This window comes from Halorubrum trapanicum, assembly GCF_017873555.1.
Taxonomy (GTDB): Archaea; Halobacteriota; Halobacteria; order Halobacteriales; family Haloferacaceae; genus Halorubrum; species Halorubrum trapanicum.
The window spans coordinates 17,770-30,846 of sequence record NZ_JAGGKE010000001.1 but is presented as its reverse complement, the minus strand read 5'-3'; the positions used below and the strand labels follow the sequence as shown (position 1 = coordinate 30,846).

At 72.0% G+C, this 13,077-nt stretch carries 8 protein-coding genes; 6 read left to right on the top strand and 2 right to left on the bottom strand.

Features of this window, described 5'->3' with window-relative positions; all coding sequences use genetic code 11:
• The first annotated feature begins 216 nt into the window (after positions 1-216).
• The 4 genes from J2744_RS00135 to J2744_RS00120 all read left to right on the top strand — a co-directional run bounded on the left by J2744_RS00135 (position 217) and on the right by J2744_RS00120 (position 5,074).
• Positions 217-1,170, top strand: a complete 954-nt coding sequence (locus tag J2744_RS00135) for a transcription initiation factor IIB (protein WP_004598548.1) — start codon at positions 217-219, stop codon at positions 1,168-1,170.
• 126 nt (positions 1,171-1,296) lie between these two features.
• A complete protein-coding gene (locus tag J2744_RS00130) occupies positions 1,297-1,731 on the top strand; it encodes a universal stress protein (protein WP_209542979.1) in 435 nt (144 codons plus the stop codon).
• 33 nt (positions 1,732-1,764) lie between these two features.
• Positions 1,765-3,864 carry a class I adenylate-forming enzyme family protein gene (locus J2744_RS00125; RefSeq protein ID WP_209542978.1) on the top strand — a complete coding sequence of 700 codons (2,100 nt, stop codon included), beginning with the start codon at positions 1,765-1,767 and terminating at the stop codon, positions 3,862-3,864.
• Positions 3,865-3,925: 61 nt separating this feature from the next.
• Entirely contained in the window at positions 3,926-5,074 is a 1,149-nt protein-coding gene (locus J2744_RS00120; RefSeq protein ID WP_209542977.1) for an acyl-CoA dehydrogenase family protein, read from the top strand.
• A 25-nt stretch (positions 5,075-5,099) separates the two neighbouring features.
• Here the strand turns inward: J2744_RS00120 and J2744_RS00115 are convergent, their stop codons facing one another.
• Positions 5,100-5,774 (bottom strand): MBL fold metallo-hydrolase, encoded by a 675-nt coding sequence (locus J2744_RS00115; protein ID WP_209542976.1) that lies wholly within the window; start codon positions 5,772-5,774, stop codon positions 5,100-5,102.
• 126 nt (positions 5,775-5,900) lie between these two features.
• On the opposite strand from J2744_RS00115, the gene J2744_RS00110 reads away from it, so the two are divergent.
• Both J2744_RS00110 and J2744_RS00105 read left to right on the top strand, forming a co-directional pair.
• Complete coding sequence (locus J2744_RS00110) at positions 5,901-7,751, top strand: MutS-related protein (protein WP_209542975.1); 1,851 nt, start codon at positions 5,901-5,903, stop codon at positions 7,749-7,751.
• Entirely contained in the window at positions 7,744-8,202 is a 459-nt protein-coding gene (locus J2744_RS00105) for a hypothetical protein (protein ID WP_209542974.1), read from the top strand. The genes J2744_RS00110 and J2744_RS00105 overlap by 8 nt, the downstream gene beginning before the upstream one ends.
• A 52-nt stretch (positions 8,203-8,254) precedes the next feature.
• Here the strand turns inward: J2744_RS00105 and J2744_RS00100 are convergent, their stop codons facing one another.
• Positions 8,255-13,024, bottom strand: coding sequence for a glycoside hydrolase family 15 protein (locus J2744_RS00100; protein WP_209542973.1), 4,770 nt, complete (start codon positions 13,022-13,024; stop codon positions 8,255-8,257).
• Between the last annotated feature and the right edge of the window lie 53 nt (positions 13,025-13,077).

Here is a 13,077-nt window from a genome sequence, read left to right as displayed (position 1 = left end):
ACAGATTCCGACCCCGACTCGCGGTCACGTTTCGTGCGTCGCGGCGGCGGCAATGGCGGGGTGTCGAACCTATCGCCGGACCGGCACCGAATTACTCGTTCCGGCGTTACGAGCGCTGTACCCGGTGGAGAAGGCAGTTCCAAACGATCGCAGATCCATCAGGGTCGTTAACGGGGTGGACAAGAGTTAAATGTGCGACTGACCAGAAACCTTTTAATGGAACGTCCGAGCCGCCAACGGCAACAGGAGCGAGACACGGAGCAGGAAACGGACGAATCGACGGTCTCCTGTCCGGAGTGTGACTCGGAGAACATCGTCACCGACGCAGACCAAGAGCTCGTCTGTGAGGACTGCGGGCTCGTCTTGGACGAGCGGAACATCGACCGCGGGCCGGAGTGGCGGGCGTTCAACCACAACGAGCGGCAGTCGAAGTCGCGCGTCGGCGCCCCGATCACGGAGACGATGCACGACAAGGGGCTGACGACGACGATCGACTGGAAGGACAAGGACGCCTACGGGCGGTCGCTCTCCTCGGAGAAGCGGTCGCAGATGCACCGCCTGCGCAAGTGGCAGGAGCGGATTCGGACGAAGGACGCGGGCGAGCGCAACCTCCAGTTCGCGCTCTCGGAGATCGACCGCATGGCGAGCGCGCTCGGCGTCCCGCGCTCGGTACGCGAAGTGGCGTCGGTGATCTATCGCCGCGCGCTCAACGAGGACCTGATCCGCGGGCGCTCCATCGAGGGCGTCTCCACCGCCGCGCTGTACGCCGCCTGCCGGCAGGAGGGGATCCCTCGCAGCCTCGACGAGGTCGCGGACGTCTCGCGGGTGCCACAGAAGGAGATCGGGCGGACGTACCGGTACATCTCTCAGGAGCTGGGCCTGGAGCTGAAGCCGGTCGACCCGAAGCAGTTCGTCCCCCGGTTCGCGTCCTCGCTCCAGCTCTCCGAGGAGGTCCAGTCGAAGGCGACCGAGATCATCGACGTCTCCGCCGAGCAGGGACTCCTCTCCGGGAAGTCGCCGACGGGCTTCGCGGCGGCCGCCATCTACGCCGCCTCGCTGCTGTGTAACGAGAAGAAGACCCAGCGCGAGGTCGCCGACGTGGCGCAGGTCACCGAGGTCACCATCCGGAACCGGTACCAAGAGCAGATCGAAGCGATGGGCTTCAGGTAGGGCGGTTCGACGACGGAGACCGGCTCGCGTTCTGGCCTCGCCCGGGGCGCCCACCTCGCCGCGTGCTCGCGTCCCGAGTAGTTGGATCGGGTTTTTAATCGATACCCGCTGTACTCACCGAGAGAGATGTACTCAGAGATCCTCGTTCCGACGGACGGAAGTCCGGCGTCGGACGCCGCGATCGAACACGCGATCGACCTCGCCGACCGGTACGGCGCCCGCCTTCACGCGCTGTACGTCGTCGACGGCGGGGCGTACTCCAGTCTGGAGGCCGGGGCGGAGGTCGTCGTCGACGCGCTCGAATCCGAGGGCGAGGAGGCGACGAGACGCGTGGCGGACGCCGCCGCCGCCGCCGGCGTCGAGTGTGTCACCACCGTTGTGTCCGGGACCGCCTACCAGTCGATCCACGACTACGTCGACGAACACGGCATCGACGTCGTCGTGATGGGCACCCACGGTCGAAAGGGACTCGACCGCTACCTGCTGGGGAGCGTCACGGAGCGCGTCGTCCGCACCTCGGACGTGCCGGTGTTGACCGTCCGACAGCCAACGGATGAGTAGCCGCATCACCTCCGGTGAACGCGGGTGACAGCGATGCGGGACTGGCTGTCACACCGCGTCGTTTCGTCGCCCGACGACACCGCGCTCATCCGCGCCGAGGACGGCGAGGCGTGGAGCTACACCGACCTCGACCGCCTCGTCTCCGAGACCGCGGGGCGGCTCGTCGCCCACGGGCTGGGCGAGGGCGACCGGATCGGCGTGCTCACGCCGCCCTACGTCGGCACCGTCGGACTCGTTCACGCGGCGATGCGGATCGGGGCGACGTTCGTCCCGCTCGGCGAGGAGCTGACCTCGCGGGAAATCGCCGCGCGGATCGACCGGACCGACCTCGACGCCGTCGTCTGCGCGGAGCCGACCGAGTCGACCGCGACCGACGCCGCGTCTCGGATCGAGGGGGTTCCCGTGTACTCCGTCGACGATGCGACGAGCGCGGACGTGACCGGGATCCACGACGTCGACCCGGCGTCGATCGATCCCTCGGAGTGGTCGTTCGCGGACCCGCTCTGCGTGCTGTTCACCTCCGGGACGACCGGCGAACCCAAGCCCGTGCCGCTGACCGCGGGCAACCTGTACAGTTCGGCGGTCGCCTCCGCGTTCCGGCTGGGCGTCGAGTCCGACGACCGGTGGCTCGTGTCGCTGTCGCTCCACCACATGGGCGGGCTGGCACCGGTGTACCGGTCGGTGCTGTACGGGACGACGCTCGTGTTGCGCGAGGGGTTCGACGCGGGCGGCACCGCCGACGACATCGACGCCTACGACGTGACCGGCGTCTCGCTCGTCCCGACGATGCTCAAGCGGATGCTCGACCGCCGCGGGACGCTGTCGGACTCGCTCCGCGTCGTCCTGCTGGGCGGCGCGCCGGCGCCGGCGGAGCTGTTGGAGCGGTGTCGGGACTACTCGATCCCCGTGTATCCGACCTACGGGATGACGGAGGCCGCCTCGCAGATCACGACCGCGACGCCGCGACAGACCAGAGACCGGATCGGGACGGTCGGCCGACCGCTCTTCGGCACCGACGTGACGGTCGTCGGCGACGGCGGCGACCCGGTCGGGCCGGGCGAGACCGGTGAAATCGCCGTCAGCGGACCGACGATCACGCCGGGATACCTCGCCGAAGACGGGGACGCTCCCGCTCCCGATGGGGCTGACGAGCGCGACCTCCCCGCGTCCGACGCGGTCGACGTGAACGGGATCGACCCCGCGGCCCTCGACCGCTCCGACTTCGGACCGTACGGACTCCACACCGGCGACGTCGGACGGTTCGACGAGTCGGGGTACCTCCACGTGCTCAACCGCGTCGACGACCGGATCATCACCGGCGGCGAGAACGTCGAACCCGGAGAGGTCGCGGACGTGCTCCGCGAGTACGGGGAGGTCGACGACGTGGCGGTGGTCGGTCTCGACGACGACGTGTGGGGCGAGCGGGTCGCGGCGCTCCTCGCCGTCGGCGACCGGCTCCCGTCGGTCGCCGCCGATCCCGCCGGCGACGACGCGCCCCCCGGGGACGCTTCCCCGGAAGACGCTTCCCCGGAAATCATCTCCGAGCCGGACGGCTCCGAGACGACCGAGGGGGAACCGAACGACGACGAAATCGCGGAGCCGGCTGCCGGAGCCGACCGCATCGGTCCCGCGCCCATCGACGAGGGGGCGTTCGTCGCCTTCGCCCGCGAGCGACTGACGGGGTTCAAGATCCCGAAAACCGTCGCGTACGCCGAGGAACTGCCACGGACCGTCTCGGGGACGGTCGACAGGGAGGCGACGCGCGCCGTCCTCCGCGAGCGCGGCGTCGACCCCCGCGAGAGCGCCGATGCGGACCTCGAAACGGCGGGGTTCGAGCCCGCCGACCCGACCGAGCCGCTGGAGGAATCGGAACCGGCGGCGTCGGGCGACGACGAGACCGCGACCGCCGTCGCCGACGAAGTCGAGATCGCCGATGCCGACGAGGTCGCGGACGGACCGGTCGACGTCGGCAACGACACCGCCGAACCCGACGACGACACCGCCGAAATCGACGACTTTGACGGGTCAGCCGAGGGAGACGACGGGCCGGACCCCGACGTCGGCGACGACGAGCCTGACGGAGTCGGCGGGGCGAGCAGTGCCGGAGGCGACGCCGAAAACGACGAGCCGTAAACACGCCCGGAGTTGTTCGTTGTTCCACGAACGTTTTGTCCGCGGGGGTCTCAGTGCGGACATGGAACTGCTCGACGACAGCGTCGTGCCGGAGCGCGCGCGAGACGTCAAACAGGAGGCCCGCGAGTTCGCCGACGAGTACATCGCCCCGAACGCCGAGGCGTATTACGAGTCGGGCGAGTACCCGTGGGAGGTGCTCGAAGCAGGGATGGACGCCGGACTCGTCGCCCAGGACATCGGCGAGGAGTACGGCGGGAAGGGGTACGACCTCGCGCAGACGCTCGCGATCGCGGAGGAGTTCTACCGCGCGGACGCCGGCATCGCGCTCACGCTTCAACTCGCCAGCTTCGGCGCGGAGATGGTCGAGCAGTACGGCACCGACGAACAGAAGGAGGAGTACCTCCGCCCGGTCGCCGAGAACGACCAGATCTCGGGGCTCGCGGTCTCGGAGCCGCAGACCGGCTCGGACCTGGCGGGGATGACGACGAAGGCGGAGAAGGTCGAGGGGGGCTACGAGATCACCGGCGAGAAGTACTGGGTCGGCAACGCGGTCGAGGCCGACTGGCTCACCGTCTACGCGAAGACCGGCGAGAGCGACGACCGGTACTCGAACTACACGCTGTTCATCGTCGAGACGGACTCGGACGGCTACGAGGCCGAACACATCCCCGAGAAGATGGGGATGCGCGCGTCGAAGCAGGGCCACATCGTCTTCGAGGACTGCTTCGTCCCGGAGGAGAACGTCGTCGGCAGCGAGGGCGGCGGCTTCTACGTACTCGCGGACTTCTTCAACCACGGCCGCGTCGTCGTCGGCGGCCACGGGCTCGGCCTCGCGGCCGCGGCCATCGAGGAGGCGGAGGCGTTCATCGACGAGCGCGAGGCGTTCGGCCGCACCATCGACGAGTTCCAAGCGGTCCAACACACCATCTCGGACATGCGGATCGGGTTCGAGTCGGCCCGCGCGCTCAACTGGCGCGCCTGCGAGAAGGTCGCGAACAACGAGAACGCGGGTTACTGGGCGGCTCTGGCGAAGACGAAGTCGACCGAGGTCGCCACCGACTGCGCCGAGCAGGGGATGAAGCTCCACGGCGGTCGCTCGATCCTCACGGACCGCAGAATCGCCCGCGTCTACCGCGACGTGCGGATCCCCGTGATCTACGAGGGCGCCAACGACATCCAGCGTAACCTGATCTACCGGCAGTCGCGCTGAGATCGGGCGCCCCCGTTCGATCCGTTCAAAGCGTCGCAGCCAACCGACGCAGCGCCTCGCTACCCCCGGCCGCGAGCGGCTCACCGTGTCCGACGCAGGCGACCTCGTAGGGCGGCGCGCGCGCCGCGAGGCCGCGGACGCTCGTCGCGACCGCGTCCGTGTCGTAGCTTATCAGCCAGCCGGACGGCTCTAGCTCGCCGTCCGATTCCGAGACGAGGTCGCCGAGCAGTCCGACGCCCAGCTCCTCGCTGACGTACGCGACGTGGCCCGGCGTGTGGCCGGGCGTGTGATACGCGGTGAACGATCCCAGCGTCTCGCCGTCGCGGACCCCGACCACGTCGAGGTCGGGGAAGTCCGTGAGGAGTCCCCCGAGCCGTTGGATCAACCCCTTGTGGTTCCGGAGCGGCGGCGACCGCGTCCCGCGGAGCAGTTCCGCGTCGAAGCCGTACGCGCGGACCGACGCGTCGAGTTCGGGCGCCAGCGCCGCCAGGGTCCCGACGTGGTCGAGGTCGTAGTGGGTGAGGAGGATCCGACCGATCGCCGGGACCTCGACGCCGGCCTCGTCGAGCCCGCGCCGGATAGTCTCCTCGTCCCACGGCGTGCCGGCGTCGACGAGGGTCGGCACGTCGTCGGAGACGAGGTACGCGTTGACACCTCGGCAGTCGAACCGCCAGACGCCGTCCGTGATCTCCGTGGCCATGTCGACGCGTACGGGCCGAATCGGGATGAGTGCTGTCGTGAAAGAGGGACAGACGCCACCAAGGCGATTGCGAGTCGCCGGCGCGGGCGACGAAAGCGCCAAGACGCCGGGGCGACACCACGGCGTATGCGACTGGAGGACTACTGGGGGATCGGCCCGAAGACGAGCGAGCGGCTCACCGAGGCGCTCGGGACCGAGCGGGCGGTCGAGGCGATCGAATCGGCCGATGTCCGCGCGCTCGTCGACGCCGGACTCCACCGCGGCCGCGCGACTCGCATCCTCCGCCGGGCGAACGGCGAGGCCGGGATGGACGTGCTCGCGACGGGCGACGCGCGCTCGGTGTACGACGACCTCCTCGCGCTCGCGGCGGGCGAGGCGCTCACCGCGCACGCCGCCGACCGCATCCGGGTGTTGACCCCGCTGCTCGACCGCGACGCCGTCGAGTCGCGGCTCGATCGCGTCGTCGCCGCCCGCGACGCGTGGGCCGGTCTCGACGACGCCGAGCGCGGGGCCGTCGCGGACGCCTTCGCGGCGTACGACGAGGCCGAGGGGTCGGACCTGGCCGCGGTCGAGACCGCTGTCGCGCTCCGCGAGGCGAGGCTGACGGACGGTCCGTTCGCCGACGTCGGCGCGCTCGACGGCGACCGCCTTCGAGACGCGGCCGACGCCCTCGCCGACGTGCGGGGGTCGATCGACCCCGCCGGGGGACTCGACGGCGACGACATCGAGATCGCGAGCGGTGCCGACGCGGAACTGGACCGACTTCGCGATCAGCTGTCGGCCGCGCGCGACCTCGCGGACTCCGCGTTCGACGTGCTCGAATCGGTCCGCGACGGGAGCCTCCGCGACTTCGAGGCGCTGGAGGCGGCGACGATCGACCACGTCGCCCGCGAGACCGGCGTCGAGCCCGCGACGGTCCGGTCGGCGGCGCCCGACGAGGCGCTCGACGCGGCCGACTTCGTCTCCGGGACGCTCCGGGACCTCGTCGTCGAACTCGAATCGGCGGTCGAGGAGCGGGAGGCTGCCGTGGCGGCCGACATCCGCGAGCGGCTGGGAGACGAGTCCGCGGCGGACGCGAGCGACGACGGCGATGAGGCGGAGAGCGACGACGGGGACACCACCGTCGCCCGCGCCGCGACGGCGGTCTCCGACGCCGCGTTCCTGCTGTCGCTCGGCCGGTTCGCGGCCGAGAACGGCCACGTCCGACCGACGCTCGTCGACGACGGGATCGCCGTGCGCGGGGCGCGGAACCCGTTCCTCGACGGCGAGGTCCAGCCAGTCTCCTACGGCGTCGGATCCCACTCGCTCGCGGACGACGCGGGCGTCGCGAGCGCGGACGCGCCGCCGACGGGCGACCGCGTGAGCGTCCTCACCGGGGCGAACTCCGGCGGGAAGACGACGCTCTTGGAGACCCTCTGTGCGGTCGCGCTGCTCGCGTCGATGGGGCTGCCCGTGCCCGCCGACGCGGCCGAGGTCGGGACGTTCGACCGGATCGTCTTCCACCGCCGGCACGCCTCCTTCAACGCCGGCGTGCTGGAGTCGACGCTGAAGTCGGTCGTCCCGCCGCTGGTCGCGGACGGCCGCACGCTCATGCTCGTCGACGAGTTCGAGGCGATCACGGAGCCGGGCCGCGCCGCCGACCTGCTGAACGGGCTGGTGACGCTCACCGTCGACCGCGGCGCGCTCGGCGTCTACGTCACCCACCTCGCGGAGGACCTGAGTCCGCTGCCCGACGCCGCACGCATCGACGGCATCTTCGCGGAGGGGCTGACGAGCGACCTCGACCTCCGCGTCGACTACCAGCCGCGGTTCGAGACGGTCGGGAAGTCGACGCCGGAGTTCATCGTCTCGCGGCTGGTCGCGAACGCGAGCGACCGCGGCGTCCGCGCGGGCTTCGAGCACCTCGCCGGCGCGGTCGGCGAGGAGGCGGTCCAGCGCACGCTCTCGGACGCCGAGTGGACGGCGAACGATGACTGAGGAGGAGCCCGGCAGCGACCCCGGACCCGGCCGGATCCGGTCGATCGCGGTCCACCGCGAGGACGTGGCGAACGCCCTCGAAGCCGCGCTCCGGAGCGACCGAGAGGTCGTCCTCCGCGCGACGCCGCCCTTCTCCGGACGGATGCGCGCTCGACTTCACGCGCTCGACGCGGGCGGGGACGGGACCGACGAGAGGGACGCCAGGAGCGCCGACGACGCGCCCGCCCCGCTTCACATCGATCCTCGGGACCTCGTCGCGGACGTACCGCCGTACCCCGAGCCGGACGACACCGCCGCCGAACACCCGGATACCGACCTCGAAGCCCGGCGGGAGCGACACGCGGAGGCCGTCGAGGACTGGCGCGAGCGCGTTCGGAGGAGCATCGGCTCGTCGGTCGAGATCGACGGCGACGGCGACTCCCGCGCGGTCGACGTGGTCGCGCTCGGGTGACGCTGGTTGCGCTCGGATGGCGGGACCGGCGGGGAAAGCGGTTCGCCCGCGGCTACAGCCGGATTCGCTCGACCGCGGTGCCGGCGGTCTCGAATTCCTCGTCGGTCGCGGCCGCGACCACGACGGTGTCCGCGTCGGTCGCCGCGTCGAGGTCGACCTCGAACGCGCCGTCGTCGTCGAGCGTCACGAGACGGGAGATTTTCCGCGTGTGGACCGCGACGCACTCGGCGTCCGTCTCGCCGGCGACGACGACGGAGTCCTCGACGAACTCGGCTGTGGCCGTCAGGTCGGGACCGGCGGGGCGGCCGCGCTCGACGTAACGCTCGCGGACGACGGTCGGCGTCTCGACCGGCTCGCCCGCGTCGACGCCGTGCGCCAGCCGGACGAAGCCGGCCATCGACCACGCGAGGGGGGTCGCCCCCCCGGTTCCCTCGCCGAACTCCCAGCCGTACTTCGTCGGGTGTTCGCGGTCCCACACCTGCTCGGGGAGCATGCGTCCGGAGTTGCCGAAGCCGGCCATCGTCTCCAACAGCGCCTCGGGGTCGAGCTTCTCGTCGTCGGTGCCGCCGAAGGCGTCGGGACCGTCGGCGCGGGCGCGCAGCTCGTACTCGCCGCGCTCGCCGGTGAAGATGGGCCAGAGGCGCCCGCGGCCGTCGCCGGTTCCGGCCCACGGCGCGCCCGGGTCGCCGACCGCGATCTCGCCGTACGCGTCGCCGACGTAGCGGTACCAGGCGGCGCCGTGGGGCGTGTCCACGCGGATCGAGTCGTCGACGACGGAGACTGAGTTGCGGACGACCGGGTCGTCGGCAGGCTTGATCCCCAGCCGGACGAGTTCGAGGAAGCCGCCGTCGACGATCTCCCGCTCGTCGTACGTCGGCCCGTCGTTGGCGATGGTTCGGGGGCGCCCCGCCTCGGGGTCGCCGTCGGCCGTGATCCGGAGGTAGTACGGGGTCTCCCTGTGGCGGTCGGTGCCGGTCGCGGTCGCGCACCAGTCCTCGACGCGCGCGGTCCAGTCGTCCGCGAGCGCCAGCCACGCGAGCGCGTCGGCGCGGAGCGAGCCGGGCGACGCCGCGGCGTCGCTCCCGGACTCGGCTCCGTCGCGGCGGTCGGCCTCCGCGAGCGCGAGCGCCGCGCCGGAGACCAGGCCCGCGATCTCCGCCGCGATGCTCGACGGCGAGTAGCCGGCCTCCTCTTCCCAGCGCTCCTGTGCGGTCTCGGGACCGTGTTCGGCGATATAATCGAGCGAGCGGCTCACCTGCTCGTAGGTGTAGCCCGCGTCGGCGAGCGTCACGCCGCGCTCGTACAGCTGCCACGCCATCACCGAGGGGAACCCGATGTTGTCCATCTGCTCGCCGCCCCACCGGGTCCGCCCGTCGATGTAGGTGTTCTGCGGGAGGAACCCGTCGTCGTCCTGCTGGGTGTTGTACAGGTACGCGAGGGCGTCGGCGCCGCGCTCCAGCTCGTCCATCTCGATCAGCGCCGTGAACACCTGGTAGAGGTCCCGCGACCAGACGAAGTTGTAGCCGTAGCCGCGGTCCTCCGCGGCGTACTCGGTCTCGCCCCACGGCACCGAGGGGCTTGCGATCCCCGCGCCGTCGTGGGCCTTGTCCTCGACGGCCGCCAGCGTCATCAGCGCGAAGCGGTACTGCGCCGCGAGGTCGGGGTCGCCCGCGACCGAGTCCGGAAGCTCGCGGTCAGCGAGCCACGCGCGCCAGGTCTCGGCGTACGCGTCCACGGCGTCGTCGAACCCGCGGGCGAGCGCCCCCTCGGCCTCGCCGAGCGCGGCCGCGGTGTCCGACGCCTCGGCGAAGCCGAGCGCGACCGTGTCCGCGACCGCCTCGCCGCTGCCGACGAGACCGGCGAGGACGACGTTGCCGACCGCCTCGTCGGACTCCGCGCCGCGCTCGCCGTCGCCGAACAGCGCGTCCGCCGCCTCGCTCCCGGCCGCGAGCGCGCTCGCCCAGTCGAACCCGTCGCCGCTCGCCAGCGCGAGCGCGGGGTCGAACGGCTCGCCCTCGTCGTCGACGAGCTTGCCCGCGTCGCGGTCGGGCTCGTCCTTGCGCGCGAGCAGGTGCGCCCCCGCGTCGCCGTCGACGCGCTCGGCGCGGTCGTTCGTGCCGACGTTGGCGACCGTCGCGTCGGCGAGCGCGTACACGTCGTACTCGCGGCTCCCCTCGAACCGGACGTCGGCGAGGATCGCGGTCCCGTCGGTGTCGACCGCGTATTCGACTCTGAGCGTCCAGCTGTGGCCGTGGCCGTCGCCCGTCTCGCGGATCGTCTGGACGTACGCGAGCGCGTCGTCGGCCGCCGGCTCCGTCGTCCGCTCGACCGTCTCCGTCGTCGCGACGTGGTCGGTCTCGTCGAACGTCCGGACGGCGTACTCGGAGTCGGGGTCGGCGACGAGGAAGTCGAACGTCCGGACGTTCATCACGTCGATCCGGGGGAACCGCGCCTCGGTGAGCGCACCCTCGGTGAGCGTGAACCACACCGGCACCGGCTCGTCGCTCTCGTAGTCCGCGGGCGTGCCGACGCCGAACTTCCGACCGGTGGTCCAGTGGGGCGCCGCCTCGGGACCCGTCTCGCGGTCGTGCGGGACCGGGAGTTCGCCGTGGCTCGCGAGCGTCACCGTCGCGTCGATCCGGAGCGCGTGCGACCACGCGATGGGGGTCGCGCTGTCGAGATCGCCGTCGTCGAACGCCTGCTCCGCGAACAGTCCCGCCTCGTTGACGAACGGACCGTCGGGTTCACAGAGCGCGTACAGCTCGCGGGCGTCGGCGAACAGCGGCCCGGAGGCGCCGCCGCGCTCCTCGACGACGCCCGCGAGCGTCGCCGCCGCGCTCGCGCCCCACAGCGTCGCGATCGACCACACCTTCGCGGCGCCCTGCTCGGCCGTGCGCCAGTCGTCGCCGGTGAACCTGACGAGTCCCTCCACCGAGGCGGTCTCGCGCCGGAGGGCGTCGATCGACCGCCGGACGTGGGTGTTGACGCGGTCGAGGAACCGGTCGAACTCGCTCGCCTCGACGGACTCTATCGACCCGGCGCCCGAGCCGTCAGTAGCCGCGGAGTCGTCGGCGGGCGCGGAGTCGTCGGCGGGCGCGGAGTCGTCGGCGGGCGCGTCGCTACCGCCGGCCGCCGCGGACTCGTCGTCGAGTAGGGCGGCGTACTCCGCGGCGGCGGTCGCGAGCGCGAAGGTGCTGGCGTCGGCGCGGGCGTCTTGGCTCTCCTCGCTCGCGCGCTGGAGGAACCGCTCCGTCTCGGGGTTCCAGCGGGCGTCGAGACCGGACAGCGCCGCGTCCGCGGCGTCCGCGGCGTCGGCCCGGAGCTCCTCGCCGACCGGCGCGCGCGCCACCGCGGCGAACGCCCGCAGGTACTCGGCGCCGGTGTGGGTGAACCGGCCGAGCGCGTTCTCCCAGCAGTTCTGACAGCGGCGGGGCAGCCCGTCGTCCTCGGTCGTCTCGAGGAGGAAGCCGACGGCGTCGGCGATCGTCTCGTCGATCCGGTCGCGCCACTCGGCCGGGAGGTCCGCCTCGCGGCGCAGCGTCGCCAAGAAGGCGACGACCGTCGCGGGCTGGTCGAGCTGGTCGTTCGGGCCGGGCGTTCCGTTCGCTCCCTCGATGCGGGCGTTCGCCCAGCCGGGCGCGACCTTCCCGGAGTCGGCCCACACCCGGTGGGGCCACGAGCCGTCGGCGTCCTGCGTGCGACAGAAGAAGCTCGCGGCCGCGAGCAGCTCCTCGTCGGCGTCGAGGTCGAGCTCCTCGCTCGCGCCGAGCAGCGCGGTCGACACCGTCGCCTCGTCGCGGAACCACGTGTAGCCGTAGCCGCCGGAGGTGGAGTAGAACGGGTCGAACTCGGGCGCGGCGATCCGGGCGCCGGACTCCGCGGTGAGCAGGTCGAGCGCGCGGAGGTCGCTCGCGATCACCGACCGACGCGGGGCGTCCTCGGGGACGTTCGGCCCGCGGCCGTCCGCGGCCTCGCGGAGGTCGTCGGCGTCGAGGTAGGCGGTGGCGATGTTCGACACCGCCTCGATGCGGCGCTGGCGGTCGGCCCCGTCGGTGAGCGCGTCCTTCGCGTCGTCGCCGGTGTCGCGGGCCTCCCGACGGTCGACGACGGCCCGGCCGGCGAGGGTGACTCGCTCGGTCCGCCCGTCGCGCTCGAAGGGCGCGCGGACGACGACGTCCGGGGTGAGCCGGGAGTCCTCGCGGCGGTCGATCTCGCCGCGGTGCGGGAAGCCGTCCTCGCCCTCGCCGAGCAGTTCCGGGATCGTCCGCAGCCGCTGGCCGTGGGCGTTCGAGAGACCGGTGGAGGCGGTGAGGAAGTCGTGTTCCGTGCGGTGATACACCTCGACGACGCCGCCGTCTTCGGGACCGGCGGCCTCGTGGACCATGTTGCCGACGCGGCCCTCGACCATGTCGGGCGAGAACGCGTAGGCGGCGACCAGCTCGGCGTCGGCCGGCGGCGAGCCGCGGAGTTCGACGTGGGTGAGGTGCGTGTCGCTCACGACCAGGTCGAACTGGTGGATGGTGTAGCGGCCGGCGTCGTACTCGGTCTCGACGAGGGGCGTGTCCCCGTCGTAGTGCTGGCGGGTCGTCTCCAGGTCGTCGAACCAGCGGACGCCGCGCCCGGCGGTGATCCCCATCCGGAGCCGGTCGGCGCCGCCGACGCCGGAGAGGGAGTACGAACAGTCGTGGACGGTCCCGTCCGGCCCGACGTGGACCAGTCGGCCGTCATCGCCGGTGAACGCACCGGCGGTCATCGAGTGTTCCGCCGGGTAGCGCTCCCCGCGCCGACGTTCATGTTCCGTAAGGGCGGTACGCAGTCGCATACGCGCCCTGCGCCTGCCGGAGTAAAAGCCTTGACGACCGCGGCGGGGACCGT